This window comes from Nonomuraea cypriaca, assembly GCF_015645445.1.
GTDB classification, from domain to species: domain Bacteria; phylum Actinomycetota; class Actinomycetes; order Streptosporangiales; family Streptosporangiaceae; genus Nonomuraea; species Nonomuraea cypriaca.
Genome location: NZ_JADOGI010000018.1, coordinates 18,740 through 34,034, shown reverse-complemented (window position 1 = coordinate 34,034; position 15,295 = coordinate 18,740). Strand labels below are relative to the sequence as shown.

Genomic DNA, 15,295 nt, shown 5'->3' with positions numbered 1-15,295 from the left:
GAACACTTCAGCGTGCGGCGACGCTGGACAAGAAATTTATCTGGGCATACCATTTTTTATCTATGCAGATAAAACCCTCCCGCGACTCGGCCACCAACGCCGTACGTCGTGCGCAGATCATCAGGGCGGCCATCGACACCATCGGGGAGCTGGGCTATGACAAGGCGTCCTTCGCCCGCATCACCGAGCGTGCCGGGCTCAGCAGCCCGCGGCTGATCTCGTACCACTTCGCCGGCAAGGAAGACCTGATCAAGGCGATCGTCGAGGACGTCTACCGGTCGGGGGCCGTGTACATGATCGAACGGATGGAGGCGGAGGGCACGGCGCCAGGGCGGCTGCGGGCGTACCTGGAGGCGAACCTGGAGTTCCTGCGTGACCACCCCAAGGAGGTCGCGGCGCTCACGGAGGTCGGCAACCACCTGCGCAACCCGTCAGGAGAGCGGCACACGACGGCCGAGTACCAGGAGCCGGGCGTGCGGGGGCTGGAGGAGTTGCTGCGTGACGGGCAGCGCTCGGGGGAGTTCCGCGACTTCGACGCCAGGTCCATGGCCGTGATGATCCGCGGGGTCATCGAGGCGGCGGCCGCACGGATCGGCGGGGACCACGGGATCGACGTCGCCGCCTACACCCGCGAGGCGGTGGCGATCTTCCTCATGGCCACCACGGGAGAAGCGGAGGAGTCACGATGACCGCGGCGACGGCGTCGAGGTCCTCTCGCCGGGCGATGCTGGGTGTGCTGGTCTTCGAGTTCGCGGGCCCGCTCGCGATCTTCTACGGGCTGCGGGCGGCGGGCGTGAACCAGTGGCTGGCGTTGCTGTGCGGCAGCGTCCTGCCGGCCGGGCGAGCCGTGCACGGCATCGTCACCGAGCGCAGGGTCAGCGGCACCACCATGTTCGTCCTGGGCGCGATGGCGCTGACGGTGGTCATGTCGTTCGTGACGGGCAGTCCGAGGGTGCTCCTGATCCGTGATGCCTGGGGCAGCGCCGCCCTGGGGCTGTGGGCCCTGATCAGTCTGCTGGGCCGGCGGCCGTTCCTCTACGAGGGCACCAGGATGTTCCTCGACCCGGGCAAGCAGGAGATCTGGGCGTCGAACTGGGAGCGCTTCCCCGAGTTCCGGCACGCGCTCAGAGCGGTCACGGCCGTCTGGGGAGTCGCGTTCCTCGCCGACACGGGGGTGCGCGTGGTCATGGCGATGGCCCTGCCCATCGATCTGGTCCCGCTGCTCGACGACGTGCTGCTCGTCGTCACCCTGTTGGTCCTGGTGGCCTTCCAGCGCCTCTACGGCCGCGTCTGCCTGCGCCGGCACGGCCTGCGCATACGAGGAGTCGAAATGTCGCGCATCGCGGAACCGGAGCCGTCGTGACCACGCCAGTGGCACTGATCACCGGTGGAGGCAGCGGAATCGGTGCCGCCACCGCCCGCAGGCTGTCCCGCGGCGGCATGCGCGTCGTGGTCGCCGACCTCGACGCGAGGTCGGGAGCCGCCGTCGCGGCCGAGACAGGCGGCCTGTTCGTACGCCTCGACGTCGCCGATCCCGGCGGCAACCACGCCGCGGTCGCCGAGACGATCTCCGCGTACGGCCGGCTGGACGTCGCCATGTTCAACGCCGGGATCCCGGGCCGCTGCGGACTCCACGACTTCACCGTCGAAGGCTACGGCGAGACGATGCGCACCGATCTTGACGGCGTGGTCTACGGAATCCACGCCTGCCTGCCCCGGTTCCGCGCCCAGGGGTCGGGCTCGATCATCGTCACCTCCAGCCTCGCCGGCCTGACCGCCTCGCCCGACATCTTCTACGCGACCGCCAAGCACGCCCTCATCGGCCTCGTACGCTCGGCCGCCATGCTTCTGGCCGGCGACGGCATCCGGGTCAACGCCGTGTGCCCCGGCCTGGTGGACACCCCGATCATCGCGTCGTTCCGCGCCCCGCTGGTCGAGGCGGGACTGCGACTCGCCGACCCTGAGGAGGTCGCCGCGGCGGTGGAGACCATCCTCGCGGACGACCGCACCGGGCTCGCCTGGGTCGTGCAGGCCGACCAGCCCCCCACGCCGGCCGAGTTCCCGGCGATCACGCTCAGCGGCCTCGAGCCCTCCGGCTAGGAACCCGTCGGATTCCACCAGCCCGCCGGTCGGCGGGGAAGCGGCCGCCGAGCAGTCACGCCGGCGGCGCGTCCGCGCACAACTCGGCGAAGCGGCGGGCGTCGATGTTGCCGCCGGAGACGATCAGTCCGATGCGCGGCGGCATGGGGGAGAGCCGGCCGGCCAGCAGGGCGGCCAGCGGGGTGGCGCCGCTGGGCTCCATGACGATCTTCAGGCGTTCGAACGCCAGCCGCATCGCCGTGCGGATCTCGTCATCGGAGACCAGGACGATCTCGTCGACCAGGTGCTTGTTGACGGAGAAGGTCAGCTCGCCGGGGATCTCGGCGGCAAGGCCGTCGGCGATCGTCCGGGAGACGGGGATGGACACCCGCTCACCCGCCGCCAGTGACCGCCTGGTGTCGTCCCCGGCCTCGGGTTCGACACCGATCACGCGGATGCCGGGACGCAGGCCCTTGGCCGCGGTGGCGCTGCCCGCCATGAGCCCGCCGCCGCCGATCGGCGTCAGCAACGCGTCGAGGTCGCCGACCTCCTCGATCAGCTCCAGCGCGGCGGTGCCCTGCCCGGCGATGACGTGCGGATGCTCGTACGGGGGGATCAGCGTCAGTCCGCGCTCGGCCGCCAGCGCCGCGCCGATCGCCTCCCGGTCGCCGGTGTAGCGGTCGTAGGTGACGATCTCGGCGCCGTAACCGGCGGTGGCCGCCCGCTTGGACGGCGGGGCGTCCTCGGGCATGAGGATCACGGCGGAGCTGCCCAGCTCGCGGGCGGCCAGGGCGACGGCCTGGGCGTGGTTGCCCGAGGAGTACGCGGCGATGCCCTTCGCGAGCTGCTCGGGCGAGAGCCGGGAGATGGCGTTGTAGGCGCCGCGGAACTTGAACGCGCCGATGCGCTGGAAGTTCTCGCACTTGAGGAAGACCTGCGCGCCGGCGAGCGCGTCCAGGGTCCTGGAACGCAGTACGGGCGTGCGGTGGGCGACGCCCTTGATCTGGACCGCGGCGTCGCGGACGTCGTCGAGGGTGACCGGGAGTGCGTTCGTCATGCGTGGTCCTCCAGCGAGGTGTCGGTGCGCGATTGGGCGAGGTAGTTGTAGGCGGACGCGCGGGAGATGCCGAGCCTGGCCGCCACCTGTGGGACCGCCCGGCGCACGGCGAACACGCCGCGCCGGTCCAGGCCGCGGAACAGCCGCAGCCGCTCCTCCCTGCTCAGCGAGCCCCAGGGCTTGTTCTGGTCGAGCTGGTACGCGTCCACGACGGCGTCCAGGACCGAGTCGACGTCGTCGCCGAAGGTGGTGGTGGGCACGGCGGCCGGGGCGGCGGCGAGCTCGCCGATCAGCGCGTGCGCCTGGCTGAGCGCGGTGATGTCGAGGTTGACGCACAGGGCTCCGAACACGGCCCCCTCGCTGTCGCGCAGCACCATCGTGGAGGACTTGACGAGCTTGCCGTCCTGGGTGCGGGTCACGTAGTTGAGCTCGTCGCCCGCCTCGTCCCCGCGGGCCAGTACGCCCATGCCGATCTCGCTCATCGACCCGCCCACGTTGCGCCCGGTGACCGAGCCTGCGATGGCCACCACGGAGTTGTCCGGGCGGCGGAAGTCGTGCACGACCACCTCGCAGACCGAGCCCAGGGTGGCCACGATCCCGTCGGCGACCGGGGCGAGCGCGGCGATGATCGCATCCTGCTCCTGCTCCATGAGCCCCTCCAGACCGGTTGGACATATCGTATATGTCCTGGATGAAATGTCCAAGCAGCCAGATCGCAAGCGCCCGTCCCCAGGTGAGACGACCGTACAAGCCCGGCGAAATCCGCCTATACGCTGAAATGTCACGCTTTACAAGATCTTGTCAGCCTCCATGAACGGGTGTTACCTCTTGCGAGATGCGCGCAACCTGCGCATCCCTGACACGCAGGAGGGATTCGTGTCGACCAAGTCCTGGTTACGCAGCGCTCTCATCGTCGTCGCGGTCACCGCGACGACCCTCCCCCTCACCACGGCAGCCCGGGGAGAACCCGGCGGGCAGGCCGTGGGAACCCATGATTTCCAGGCAGAGACCGGTCAGCCAGACGTGGACAACCGCCAGGGCCGGGTGCCCCCGCCCGCCGGGGTCAACGCCCGCAGGGCCGGTCCCGAGGCCGAGATCCGATGGAACGCTCTAGGCACCCCCGCCTCGGTCACCAGCGCGGAACCGCTGGCCGAGGGCCTGAGCTCCGACTCGGAGCAGGCCGCGCGGGCCTATCTCAAGGACAACGAGGCGGTCTTCGGACTGTCCGCCGAGGCCGTCGACGCCCTGGAGAGGGTCGCGGTCAACCCCATCGGCGCAGGGCACGCCGTGCTCCTGCGTCAGCGCTTCGGCGACCTGCCGGCCGGCGTGGACGGTCTCGTCGCGATCGGCGTGACCGGCGGTCAGGTCAAGCACGTCACCTCCTCGCTGTCGCGGGAGACGGCGGCGCCCCCGGCCGCGGCGATCACCGCGGAGCAGGCCATGGAGGTGGCGGCCAGGGACGGTGGCATCGACCTGGCCACGGCACGCACCAAGCAGGCGACCCCGGTCGCGGTGCCCGCGCCCGACGGGGTGCACAACGCGTACCAGGTGGTGCTGATCGCCGGCGGGGAAGGCGAGGCGGCGGGGTACACCACGCACGTCGACGCGGTCAGCGGGGCCATTCTGACGCGCGACAACCTGGTCGACCACTTCGAACCGGAGAACCCGCAGTGGTCGGTGTTCCCGTCGAACCCGCGCGACGACTACTCCTCCAAGGACACCCGTGAGACCTGGTGCGCCGCGCCCGGTCGCGGCTGTGACTTCGTGAGCGGTGTCGACCCGGGGACGGGCAAGGCCTGGGACGTCGACCACGCCACCGGAGAGTCGACGAACACCAGCATCGGCAACGCGGCCAAGACCTTCGAGAAGCGGGCGAGCGGCAGCTCGTCGGCCGTCGGCACCCGTCCGAACGTGATCACGCCGAGCAGGAACTACACCTTCCCGTGGAACAACACCTGGCACGAGGCCAAGTGCGACCCGGCGACGTTCGACCAGGAGGGTGAGGCCGACCTCGAGGCCGCCATCGCCAACCTGAACGCCATGCACAACCGCCTGCACGACTGGTCCTACCGGCTCGGCTTCACCGAGACCGCCTGGAACATGCAGGGCGACAACGGTGAGCGCGGCGGGCTCGGCAACGACCCCGAGCAGGGCAACGCCCAGGCGGGCGCCCGGGTGCTGTCCGTACGCAACAACGCCAACCAGATCACCGGGCCCGACGGGGTCGCGCCGATCACGAACATGTACCTGTGGCAGCCCCAGGCCGGCGCGTTCTACTCGCCCTGCGCGGACGGCGACTATGACATGTCGGTCATCGGCCACGAGTACACCCACGCGATCTCCGGCCGCATGATCGGCGGGCCGAACTCCGGCTGGAGCGGCGCCCAGGCCGGGGCCATGAACGAGAGCAACTCCGACCTGGTCGCGATGGAGTACCTCAACGAGTACGGCTTCCGCCCCGCCGGGCTGACCCCGTACGTCACGGGTGGTTACGTGACGGGCGACAAGGCGGCCGGCATCAGGAACTACGACATGTCCAAGTCGCCGCTCAACTACAGCGACATGAACTACGACATCGTCGGCCAGCAGGTGCACGCGGACGGCGAGATCTGGTCGGCCACACAGTTCGACGTACGCGAGGCCTTCGTCAAGCGGTACGGCAAGGGCTCGGCCAAGCAGCAGGAGTCGTGCGCGGACGGCAAGACGCCGGTCGAGCGGTGCCCGGGCAACCGGCGCTGGATGCAACTCTCGTTCGACGCCCTGCTGCTGATGGCCTCTGGCGCGGTCAGCTACGTCGACCACCGCGACGCGCTGCTCGCGGCGGACCGGATGCGCTTCGACGGCAAGAACCAGGACATCATGTGGCGCGCGTTCGCCGAGCACGGCCTCGGCGAGGCCGCGGCCAGCAACGGCCCGAGCGACCCCGACCCGACCCCCAGCTTCGTCAACCCGGCGGGCAAGAACGGCTCGCTGCAGCTCAAGCCGCTGGGCGAGGCGAAGGACGCGGCGCTGCGGCTCTACGTGGGCGACTACGAGGCACGCGCCGTCCCGGTCGCCGACACCGATCCCGCGACGCCGCTCGGCGACACCGTGGAGATGACCCCCGGCATCTACGACTTCGTGGTCGCGGGCGCCGGATTCGGGCACAAGCGGACGAAGTTCGTCGTGGTTCCGGGTGTGAAGCTGCCGCTCCCGCTGCTGCTGACCCGCAACCACGCCTCGGCCGCGAGCGGGGCGACCGCCACGGGAGACGGCGTCAACCAGGCCAAGCTGATCGACGAGACCGAGGCCACGAACTGGGCCTCGCTCACCGGCGCGCCCGCGGGCAAGTCGGTCGTGGTGGACCTGGCGGGTGACGACCCGGTCAAGATCCGCAGGGTGCAGGTGAGCGCGATGCTCAGGCCCGGCTCGGATCCGGCCGATCCCGCCACGCAGAACCGCTTCTCGGCGCTGCGCTCGTTCGAGGTGCTGGCCTGCGCCAAGGACTGCGCCGACCCGGCGCAGTTCAAGAAGGTCTACACCAGCAAGTCGAACGCGTTCGACGCCACGCGGCCACGGCCACGTGGCGCGGACATGCTCATCGAGTCGTTCGACGTGCGGGCCACGAGCGCCACGCACCTGATGTTCAGGGCGCTCACCACGCAGTGCACCGGCAACCCGGTGTACGCCGGCGAGCAGGACAACGATCCGAACTCCGCGACGGACTGCGCCACGGCCAGCCCGCAGCGGGAGCATGTGAGGGCGGCCGAGTTCCAGGCGTTCTCGTACTGACGGCCGATCTGACCGGCTGATCTGAAGGGGCACGGCCCGCGCTATCGGGGGGGCGCGGGCCGTGCTCTGCGGTTTACTGGTACATGAACTCCGCGTCGACGCCCTCGGCGAGGGCGGTCGGCGGCTCATTCATCGAATTCTCCTGAGAGACTCCTGACCAGACCCGGCGGCCGGACGCGTGTTTAGGATCTGCTGTGGAGGAATCTATGCCGACCAGACCCAGACGTGCCACGCTGGCCACCGTCGCCGCTTCGGCGGGAGTGTCGGTGGCCACCGTGTCGAAGGTGCTCAACGGCCGCGCGGACGTCGCGCCGGCCACGCGGGCGCTGGTGCGCTCGCTGCTCGCGGAACACGGCTACGTCCCACGCCCGCCACACCGGACTCCGGTGGAGGGGCTGGTCGAGGTGCAGCTGGACGAGGATCTCTGCTCCTACTCGGCTGAGATCATCACCGGCGCGATCGAGGCCGGCGCCGCGTCGGGCGTGGGGGTGATCGTCACCCAGGAGAAGGGCACGCCCCGCGACGGCACGTCCTGGGCCCACGACCTGGTCGCCGCCGGCCGGCGCGCGGTGATCACCCTCGCCGAGCCGACCCAGGCGCAGCTCATCGCGCTGTCCCAGGCCTGCCTGCCGCTGGTGGTCATCGACCCGGTCAACCTGCCGGGCATCCCCATGGTCAGCATCGGCTCCACCAACTTCGTCGGCGGCCTGTCCGCCACCCAGCACCTGCTGGCCCTCGGCCACCGCCGCATCGCCTACCTCGGCGGCCCCGCCGGCGCGGCCCCCAACCAGGCGCGCATGCACGGTTACCGCGCCGCGATGGAGGCCGCGGGGGTGCCCGTACGGCCGGAGTACGTACGCGCCTCCGGGGGTTTCTGCTATCCAGACGGGCTGAAGGAAGGGGCGCTCCTGTTCGACGTGGAGCCTGTGCCGACGGCCGTCTTCGCGGTCAGCGACGGGGTCGCGCTCGGCGCCATACAGGCCGCCAGGGCCCGCGGACTGCGCGTCCCCGAGGACCTCAGCGTCGTGGGCTTCGACGACACCGACCTCGCCGCCCTGACCTCGCCGCCGCTGACCACCGTCCGCCAGCCGCTGCGCGAGATGGGCAGGGTCGCCCTGCGCACGGCGCTGCGCCTGGCCGCCGGCGAGACGATCGAGTCCCACCACATCGAACTCGCCACCGAACTCGTCGTACGCGGATCCAGCCTGGCCGCCTGACCTCCCGGGGTATACGTCGTACACCTCCGGGGTGTACGGTGTATACATGAAGACGGCCGAGAGGATCGCCGACGCGGCGCGGGACATTCTCGTGAGCGAGGGTGCCGACGCGGTGACCATGCGGCGGGTGGCGGACGTGGTCGGCGTCACCGCGATGGCGATCTACAAGCACTATCCGAACCGTCAGGCCCTGCTCGACGCCGTGGTCGATCGAGCCTTCAAGCGGATCGCGGAGGGCTGGGGGACACGGATCCAGGACGGGGACTGGGAGAGCCGGGTGTTCGGCCTGATGGACGACTTCCTGGACTTCGCCCTCGGGACTCCGCATCTGTACACGTTCCTCATGACCGATCGGCGGGAACGCGCCCGGCGGTTCCCCGACGACTTCGAGGGCCGCGGGTCCCCGGCGTTCGCCCCGGTGGTGGCCCTGGTCGACGAGGGCATGCGCCTGGGCCTGCTGCGCGCCGACGATCCGCTGGAGGTGGCGCTGGTGCTGACCTCCAGCACCCAGGGGCTCGTCCACCTCTACATCGGCGGGCGCATCGGCCTGCCGGAGGACGCGTTCCGAGAGCTGTGCAGGCGGACGGGGAGGAGGACCCTCGATGGCATCCGGGCGTAGACGGAAGGTGTCGATCGCCCTCGCCGCGTTAGCGGCCGTCCTGGTCTGCGCGAGCGGTTACGCCGCCTGGTGGGGCAGCGACCAGTCCATCAAGGTCGTGCGCTACGGGGAGAACAACACCCGGGTGCTCGCCGTGCGGGGCCACGCGGTGACCCTGACCGACACGGCGGAGACCCGCAAGCCGGGGACGTACTGGCTGGAGTGGACCGGCTCCCACTCGATGCTCGGCGAGATCGTGTCCCGGGCCCCCGGCCAGGTGACACGCGAGGTGCTGCGCGGCTTCATCCCCTCTGTAGGCACCCCCGGCCGCTTCGGCAACGTCCCGCCCGGTGACCCCAAGGTCGCCTGGGGAGTGGACTACTCCGAGATCATGATCCCTACTGAACTCGGCCCCGCTCCCGCGTGGTACGTGCCCGGACGCGGCTCCACCTGGGTCATCGCGGTCCACGGGCAGAACGGGCGGCGCAAGGCGGAGCTGAAGGTGCTCCCGGTCGTACACCAGCTCGGCCTGCCCTTCCTGAACATCAGCTACCGCAACGACGAAGGCGCGCCGCCCTCACCCGACGGGCTGATCCACCTGGGCGACTCGGAGTGGCGTGACCTGGAGGCCGCCGTCCGCGAGGCCCAGCGCAGGGGGGCACGACGCGTCATCCTGTACGGCACCTCCATGGGCGGCGCGATCGTCGGCCGGTTCCTCGCGAGGTCCCCGCTGGCGACCATGGTCGACCGGGCCATCCTGGACGCGCCCATGATCGATGTCGGGATGACCGCCGCGCACAGCGCCAGCGGCTACGGTGTCCCTGCGTTCTTCGGGTCACTCTCCAATCACGTCACCGAGTGGCGTACCGGAGTGGACGTGGACGGGCTCAGCATGATCAACCACCCGCCGAAGGTCAGGCCGCCCCTGCTCCTGATCCACACCGTTCCCGACGAAGCCCATCCGGTGCAGGAGTCCCGCCTTCTCGCGGCCACCGGCCGGCGCCTGAACTGGCCGATCCAGCTGGAGGAGTTCGCGCGGGGGCAGCACACCGAGGCGTGGAACGTCGACCGCGCCCGCTACGACCGCCTCCTGCGCGACTTCCTGGACGACGCCCGAGCGTCGCCCGAGTGAGGCCGGCGGCTAGAACTCGCTGAGCTCGAAGATGCCGATGTCGTCCGCCGAGGTGCCCTGGCTCGGCGAGGTCTGGTTGAGCGACGCCTCGACGGCGACCCAGCCGTGGAAGCCGCCGGCGTTGTCGATGATCTGCAGCATGGGCTTGACGTGCGAGTTGCCGGTGTAGCAGGTCTCGCCGCGCCCGTCCGCCAACGCGCGCCGCCAGTGCCAGATGGTGTCTCTGCGGTCGGTCGAGGTGGCGTTCGCGGTGGACAGGTAGTAGTCAGTGCCGGAGTTGGCGCCGCCCAGGCAGCGGCCGCTCGAACACCGTTGCCACGCGGTCATCCAGAACGGGTTGCCCGCGCCCTCGTCGAGGTACGGCGTGCCCGCGTCGGTCTTCCACAGGTGGTAGTCGTGCTTGAGCCGGGTGTGGTCGAAGGCGGCGATCTCCGCCATCGACGCGCGGTCGCTCCATGCGGCGTTGCTGCCGTAGCCGTACCCGTGCGTCGCGCCGAAGGAGCTGCCCCGGTAGGTGAGCTTGGCGAGTTGCCCGGCGATCGGCTCACTGACCGTCCACTCCTCCCATCCGTTGCCGTCCCAGGTGATCCGCAGCACCGAGCCGGTCGTCGTGTAGGTCCCGCTGAGCTTCTTGGGGGAACTGGTGGCGGGGTAGCCGCCCGCGGTCTGCACCTGGCAGGCCCGCGCGCCGCAGCCGGAGGCGGTGACGCCGGTGTAGCCGCGATTCACGCGTACGCGCTGGGACCAGTGGAAGTGGGAGTCGTATGCCTTGCCGTCGGCGGTCAGCGAGTAGGTGGCGAGGCGCACCCAGTTCTCGCGTGAGGCGGTCTTCAGTCCGCCGATGGCGACCACGAATCTGTACATTCCGGCTGGGGCCGCGGCTGCCGCGGCCGGTACGGCAGGCGGCGCCACCAGTGCCGTCACCGCTAAGGCGAGGAGAACACGCTGGAAGACAGTCAACAGGACCTCCGGGGGGTGGGCGTGTCACCGTTCATGGTGACACGCCCCCTGAACTCACACCCGGCTCGTACCGGTGAGTTCACCCAGATGTCGCTTGGGTTCCTCGCGGCGAGAAAGCGCTAGCGACGTCGGTGGCTGCTGACGGCGGCCATGGCGGCGATCAACGAGGAGTTCGCCTCGCTCGCCCCGGCGCCCGTGACGATCCGGCAGGCGGCCGTGGGCTCGCGGACGCCGAGGGTCGCCTTCAGTTGCCGCAGGATCCGCGTCGTCAGCAGGTCGAGCCGGGGTCTGACCTCGGTGGCGAGCTCCGGCCGCTCGCTCGGTCGCAGCTCGGGATGGGCCTTCCAGTGCGCGTACAGTCCGCGCTGCACCACCTTGGCGGCCTCGATCTGGGCCGTGAAGAAGTCCACGCCGTCCTTGGGGGCGAGTCCGATGCTCCTGGACAAGGTGGCGACCGAGTCGAGCACCTGCCGTTCGCGGGCGGGATCGTCGATCGGGCGGCTGGTTCCGTACTTCGCCGCGGCCACCTGGTCGGCCAGGAGAATGCGCCGGACGGTGAGATCGGTCAGCCGCGCCAGACCGTCCTGGTGGATCGCGGCATGTACGGGCGGCCGGTGGTCGATCGCCGGCGCCGCGGGCGCCCCCGCCAGCACCAGCGACGCGGCCGACAGCATCAGACATGGATACCTTCCGTTCATCCCACATGAACGCTGGGTGAGCACTCCCCGATCGTATTCCGGCACAGCGGGAGCATCCAGGGTCGCGGCGCTCACCAGCGTGATGGCCGTTTTCCGCCAGCGGCCGCCCGGCCGTCGGGCACAGGATGAAGCATGGCTTATGAAATCAGGGCTATTGCGGCTCTTCGAGCTTCGCTGGAATGTGTGATCATGCGGCCACCGGCACTGATCGTTTGACGGTCGCTGTCTGTGACTTTGCGCGGCGTCCTGCGCGGGTTGCGGCGTAGCGGACGCGGCGGTGCTGGTTGGTGACATTGCGGAAGCCGTAGCTGACCCTGGCGACCAGCTTGACGATCCGGTTGACGCCCTCGCTCTTGGCGTTGCTGACGCCCGTGCGCACGGCGACGATGAGTTCGGCGGACCATTTGTCGATGGTGTTGACGAAGGTGGCCAGCTCAGGGATATCGTCGAAGATGGCGCACCAGGTGAAGAACGTGTACAGGCGGTGGCGGATCTGGCTGTGCGCCGGGGTGACCCCGGTTCGAGATGGCGACAGGGCGAGTACCTCGCGGATCAGCTCTTTGGCGACGTAGGCGGCCTTGATCGCCTCCCCGGCCGGGCCGGCGTCGGCCAGCAGTTTCCACATCTTGGCCCGCGCGTCGCCGCTCAGGTCTTCGAAGTTGCGCATGAGCAGGCGTTTCACGGCGTACTCGGGGTCGCCGTCCCGGCCGCGGCGGCCGTACTTGCGGGCGGTCTCCTTGCGGCGGACGGTGGCGACCATCTTGTTGGCCAGTTGCACCACGTGGAACCGGTCGACGGCGATGGCGGCGTGTGGCAGCACTGTGCGGATCGCGGCCTTGTAGGAGGCGCTCATGTCGATCGCGACGATCTCGACCGCGGCCAGCCACCCCTTGGGCTGGCGTTTCAACCAGGAGATCGCGTCGGCCGCGGCCCGGCCCTGCACCTGTCCGAGGAGCCCGTCCTCGCCGTTGATGTCGACGAATCCGGTCTGCCAGCGGTCGGCCAGCACCGTCCAGGTGCCGGTGACGGGATCTTTGCGCAGGCGGCGTTTCCCGCGCCGGGTGTCGTCGATGCCCAGGTGGGCGACCGGAGGCAGGCCGTCGTCGTGGAGTTGACCACCGCGTGCGGCCTGGCTGTCAGGCTCGGCAGGCTCGATCGGGCCGGGGCATGGGTCGAGCGCGGGGATGATCCCGGCGTCGTCGGCGAGTTCGACGAAACAGGCGTGCGCGGTGGGCCAGGCGACGCCATGGGAGCGTGCGGCCTCGGCCGCCGCCAGCAACTGCTCGCCGATGGCCTCCCCGATCGCTCGCCGCAGCCGCCGCGTGGTTCGCATCCCCGGGTTGATCTGCGGGATCGCTTCGCTGAACGTCCGTTTCTGGCAGGCGTTCTCATCGCACCACCAGCGGCGTTTGTGCCACACGAGCCGCACCCGGCGCTCGCCCACAGCCAGGTCACGAGGATGGGTGGCCACCAACTCCAGCGGGCGCCGTGACAGCACCCCACAGCCGGTGCAGCCCCCGGCGATATCCGGCGACGTCGTGACGTACACGGTCAAAGTCCCGTTTGCGCTGGTAGCAGCGTCGAACACGTCGACTCCGTCCAAACCCAGCAGCAGATTCGCAATATGCTGATCCATGCGCCTGTGGTTGAGAGATCGCTAGTTTTAGTCGACAAGCATGATCTCAAACCACAGGCGCTCATCATGCCTGCGTGATCCGCGGCAACACTTCTCCGGTCACCCTCTGTAACCCAGGTTGATCACGCGGCGCGATCACACGAATACGGACTCCAGGGAAGCTCGTAGAGCCGCTATTGCTCCAGATGTGGTGGATCAGCTTCGTAAGAGGGACGACTCCGGGCGGGAGCCCAGGGCGCTCACCGATGAGGGTGGCAACCCGCTGCGCTGCTGCCTGCGGCGGTCGGCGCCGGGGGAGGCCCTGCTGCTGGCCTCGTACGCGCCGCTGCGCCGCTGGGCGATGGAGACCGGTGCCGACCCGGGAGCGTACGAGGAGCTGGGTCCGGTGTTCATCCACGCGAACCCGTGCCAGGAGCCGTCGCCCGGCTACCCCGTCGCCATGGGCGGCGATCGTCGTGTCTTCCGTACCTACCGAGCCGATGGAACGATCCTCGGCGGTCAGTTCGTCGAGGCGCGCCAGTCGGCCGATCCCGTCGCCGCGACGGCGTTGCTCGACGTGCTCTTCGACGACCCCGAGGTGGCCCTCGTCCACGTCCGCGCCGTGGAGTTCGGCTGCTTCATCTTCGAGGCACGACGTCCTCAGCCCCTGGGTCCTCAGCGTCTGAGCTGAACGGGTCAGCGCCGAGCAGACACGGTTCGGCGCCGAACGGGCGGGAGCGCGAGGCGCCGCGTCAGCCGGCCGCCCGCAACGTGTCGAAGGTGGCCTGTGCCTGCTCGCGCAGGGCCGTGCGCACGGGAGCGGGGATGCCGCCGATGAGCATCTCGACCTCCTCCGGGGTGCCCACCTGCTCCAGGAAGCCGACCAGAAGGTGCATTCCCACCTGGGGGGTCGTCGCCATGACGTGCTGGGAGAACTCCGCCCAGGCGGCCTCGGAGACGTGATCGCGCAGGGCCGGGAAGAGCGCCGGTTCCTCGTGTTCCAGATGCAGATGGACCAGGTCGCGAACGGCGACCGCGGTGTCCAGGAGCGCGGTGCGGTCGGAGTCGTCCATCGGGGCCGCGCCGAGCGCGTCGAGTGCCGCGTCCAGCCGGTCGTGCTCGTCGCTGAGGCCGGCGAGCGGGTCGGCGGCGGTGGGGGCCTTGGCCTTGATCATGGGCCAGAGGATGTCGTCCTCGGACTCGTGATGGTGGTGCAGGTGCGCGACGAGGAAGTCGCGGACCTCGGCCAGGGCGGCTGGCGGGGCCGAGGGCCTGGCGGCGGCTTCGGCCAGCAAAGAAGTGGCGCGGCGATGTATGTCGTGGATGAGGCGGGTCTCGAGAACCGCTGTCACCTGGGAATCCGTCATGCGGGGAAGTTATTGGATAGAGGTGACTATGGTCAATATAGTCGACTATGCCGTTTGGTAATGTTCACCGGTGATGCGTTCGTACAACTCGCCTCGGCGCACGGACGCGGCGCTCTCCACGCGCGCGGCGATCCTGGACAGCGCGCGCAGGCTGTTCCTCGCCGACGGCTACGCGAAGGTGACCGTGGCGGACATCGCCTCGGCGGCGCGGGTGGCCGTCCAGACCGTCTACACCAGCACCGGCGGCAAGGCGGCGATCTTGGCCGCGCTGCTGGCGCCGGTGGTCGAGGACCCCGCCGTCGAGCAGACCCTCATCGCGATCGAGCGGACGGACGACCCGCGCGCGATCGTCGCGATCACCGCGGCCGGCACCCGGCAGGCGCACGAACGGCACTGGGAGATCGACTGGGGCCTGATGCACCAGAACCTCGCGGAGCCCGCCGTCGCGGCGGTCAAGGAGGCGGCCATGGCGGCCTACCTCGCCGCACTCACGGCGGTGGCCGACCGGCTCACGGCACTGAACGCGCTGAGACCCGAGCTGGACCATGCCGACGCCGTCGACCTGCTCTGGTTCTACCTCGGGGAGCCGGCCTGGATCACCCTCGTGGGAGAGCGCGGCTGGGGCTTCGACCGGGCCGAGTCCTGGATGGCCGGCGCGGCCCAGCAGGCCCTGCTGCACACCCCTTCCATCCCATCCGACCAGGGCGCCGGCTGAAGGTCTCGTAAAGAGAGAGCCAACTTCTTTTTCCCGCCCAGATTCGTGACGGGTCTATGCGGCCGGTGATTTCGGGGATCGCTCGT

At 69.9% G+C, this 15,295-nt stretch carries 15 protein-coding genes; 9 read left to right on the top strand and 6 right to left on the bottom strand.

All coding sequences use genetic code 11. The annotated features are described in order from the left end of the window. Positions 1–62 precede the first annotated feature (62 nt). From ITP53_RS08565 to ITP53_RS08555, 3 genes are read left to right on the top strand one after another with little or no spacing between them, the layout of a single operon-like run. Positions 63–689 carry a TetR/AcrR family transcriptional regulator gene (locus tag ITP53_RS08565; RefSeq protein ID WP_195894775.1) on the top strand — a complete coding sequence of 209 codons (627 nt, stop codon included), beginning with the start codon at positions 63–65 and terminating at the stop codon, positions 687–689. Beyond that, a complete protein-coding gene (locus ITP53_RS08560) occupies positions 686–1,363 on the top strand; it encodes a VC0807 family protein (RefSeq protein ID WP_207755680.1) in 678 nt (225 codons plus the stop codon). The genes ITP53_RS08565 and ITP53_RS08560 overlap by 4 nt, the downstream gene beginning before the upstream one ends. Beyond that, complete coding sequence (locus ITP53_RS08555) at positions 1,360–2,100, top strand: SDR family NAD(P)-dependent oxidoreductase (RefSeq protein ID WP_195894774.1); 741 nt, start codon at positions 1,360–1,362, stop codon at positions 2,098–2,100. Before ITP53_RS08560 ends, ITP53_RS08555 begins: the two co-directional genes overlap by 4 nt. Positions 2,101–2,155: 55 nt before the next feature. On the opposite strand, the gene ITP53_RS08550 is transcribed toward ITP53_RS08555, so the two are convergent. Continuing rightward, positions 2,156–3,136, bottom strand: a complete 981-nt coding sequence (locus ITP53_RS08550) for a threo-3-hydroxy-L-aspartate ammonia-lyase (RefSeq protein WP_195894773.1) — start codon at positions 3,134–3,136, stop codon at positions 2,156–2,158. Next, on the bottom strand, positions 3,133–3,786 hold the full coding sequence (locus tag ITP53_RS08545) for a helix-turn-helix transcriptional regulator (RefSeq protein WP_195894772.1): 654 nt from the start codon (positions 3,784–3,786) through the stop codon (positions 3,133–3,135). The genes ITP53_RS08550 and ITP53_RS08545 overlap by 4 nt, the downstream gene beginning before the upstream one ends. A 226-nt stretch (positions 3,787–4,012) precedes the next feature. On the opposite strand from ITP53_RS08545, the gene ITP53_RS08540 reads away from it, so the two are divergent. From ITP53_RS08540 to ITP53_RS08525, 4 genes are all read left to right on the top strand, one after another. After that, on the top strand, positions 4,013–6,907 hold the full coding sequence (locus ITP53_RS08540) for a M36 family metallopeptidase (RefSeq protein ID WP_328814314.1): 2,895 nt from the start codon (positions 4,013–4,015) through the stop codon (positions 6,905–6,907). A gap of 206 nt (positions 6,908–7,113) precedes the next feature. Continuing rightward, a complete protein-coding gene (locus ITP53_RS08535) occupies positions 7,114–8,124 on the top strand; it encodes a LacI family DNA-binding transcriptional regulator (protein WP_195894770.1) in 1,011 nt (336 codons plus the stop codon). 46 nt (positions 8,125–8,170) lie between these two features. Further along, the gene (locus ITP53_RS08530; RefSeq protein WP_195894769.1) at positions 8,171–8,743 is read left to right on the top strand and encodes a TetR/AcrR family transcriptional regulator; all 573 of its coding nucleotides are present in this window, start codon (positions 8,171–8,173) and stop codon (positions 8,741–8,743) included. Beyond that, a complete protein-coding gene (locus ITP53_RS08525; RefSeq protein WP_195894768.1) occupies positions 8,727–9,854 on the top strand; it encodes an alpha/beta hydrolase family protein in 1,128 nt (375 codons plus the stop codon). Before ITP53_RS08530 ends, ITP53_RS08525 begins: the two co-directional genes overlap by 17 nt. Before the next feature lie 9 nt (positions 9,855–9,863). On the opposite strand, the gene ITP53_RS08520 is transcribed toward ITP53_RS08525, so the two are convergent. The 3 genes from ITP53_RS08520 to ITP53_RS08510 all read right to left on the bottom strand — a co-directional run bounded on the left by ITP53_RS08520 (position 9,864) and on the right by ITP53_RS08510 (position 13,148). Beyond that, positions 9,864–10,718, bottom strand: a complete 855-nt coding sequence (locus tag ITP53_RS08520; protein WP_207755679.1) for a hypothetical protein — start codon at positions 10,716–10,718, stop codon at positions 9,864–9,866. 215 nt (positions 10,719–10,933) lie between these two features. Next, a complete protein-coding gene (gene aroQ, locus ITP53_RS08515; protein WP_207755678.1) occupies positions 10,934–11,488 on the bottom strand; it encodes a gamma subclass chorismate mutase AroQ in 555 nt (184 codons plus the stop codon). A 211-nt stretch (positions 11,489–11,699) separates the two neighbouring features. Continuing rightward, positions 11,700–13,148, bottom strand: coding sequence for a transposase (locus tag ITP53_RS08510; protein WP_195894765.1), 1,449 nt, complete (start codon positions 13,146–13,148; stop codon positions 11,700–11,702). Between the two features lie 187 nt (positions 13,149–13,335). Here ITP53_RS08510 and ITP53_RS08505 point away from each other — a divergent pair, with 187 nt between their 5' ends. Further along, positions 13,336–13,818 carry a DUF1203 domain-containing protein gene (locus ITP53_RS08505; RefSeq protein WP_207755677.1) on the top strand — a complete coding sequence of 161 codons (483 nt, stop codon included), beginning with the start codon at positions 13,336–13,338 and terminating at the stop codon, positions 13,816–13,818. Between the two features lie 61 nt (positions 13,819–13,879). On the opposite strand, the gene ITP53_RS08500 is transcribed toward ITP53_RS08505, so the two are convergent. Beyond that, a complete protein-coding gene (locus ITP53_RS08500; RefSeq protein WP_195894764.1) occupies positions 13,880–14,494 on the bottom strand; it encodes a hemerythrin domain-containing protein in 615 nt (204 codons plus the stop codon). 73 nt (positions 14,495–14,567) lie between these two features. On the opposite strand from ITP53_RS08500, the gene ITP53_RS08495 reads away from it, so the two are divergent. Further along, on the top strand, positions 14,568–15,209 hold the full coding sequence (locus tag ITP53_RS08495; protein WP_195894810.1) for a TetR/AcrR family transcriptional regulator: 642 nt from the start codon (positions 14,568–14,570) through the stop codon (positions 15,207–15,209). The last annotated feature ends 86 nt before the right edge of the window (positions 15,210–15,295 follow it).

Bases quoted from the DNA above. Each gene is read 5' to 3' on its own strand.
- ITP53_RS08565 (WP_195894775.1), top strand. From the start codon at position 63: ATGCAGATAAAACCCTCCCGCGACTCGGCCACCAACGCCGTACGTCGT.
- ITP53_RS08560 (WP_207755680.1), top strand. From the start codon at position 686: ATGACCGCGGCGACGGCGTCGAGGTCCTCTCGCCGGGCGATGCTGGGT.
- ITP53_RS08550 (WP_195894773.1), bottom strand. From the start codon at position 3,136: ATGACGAACGCACTCCCGGTCACCCTCGACGACGTCCGCGACGCCGCG.
- ITP53_RS08545 (WP_195894772.1), bottom strand. From the start codon at position 3,786: ATGGAGCAGGAGCAGGATGCGATCATCGCCGCGCTCGCCCCGGTCGCC.
- ITP53_RS08535 (WP_195894770.1), top strand. From the start codon at position 7,114: ATGCCGACCAGACCCAGACGTGCCACGCTGGCCACCGTCGCCGCTTCG.
- ITP53_RS08530 (WP_195894769.1), top strand. From the start codon at position 8,171: ATGAAGACGGCCGAGAGGATCGCCGACGCGGCGCGGGACATTCTCGTG.
- ITP53_RS08525 (WP_195894768.1), top strand. From the start codon at position 8,727: ATGGCATCCGGGCGTAGACGGAAGGTGTCGATCGCCCTCGCCGCGTTA.
- ITP53_RS08520 (WP_207755679.1), bottom strand. From the start codon at position 10,718: ATGTACAGATTCGTGGTCGCCATCGGCGGACTGAAGACCGCCTCACGC.
- aroQ (WP_207755678.1), bottom strand. From the start codon at position 11,488: ATGCTGTCGGCCGCGTCGCTGGTGCTGGCGGGGGCGCCCGCGGCGCCG.
- ITP53_RS08510 (WP_195894765.1), bottom strand. From the start codon at position 13,148: ATGGATCAGCATATTGCGAATCTGCTGCTGGGTTTGGACGGAGTCGAC.
- ITP53_RS08500 (WP_195894764.1), bottom strand. From the start codon at position 14,494: ATGACGGATTCCCAGGTGACAGCGGTTCTCGAGACCCGCCTCATCCAC.
- ITP53_RS08495 (WP_195894810.1), top strand. From the start codon at position 14,568: ATGCGTTCGTACAACTCGCCTCGGCGCACGGACGCGGCGCTCTCCACG.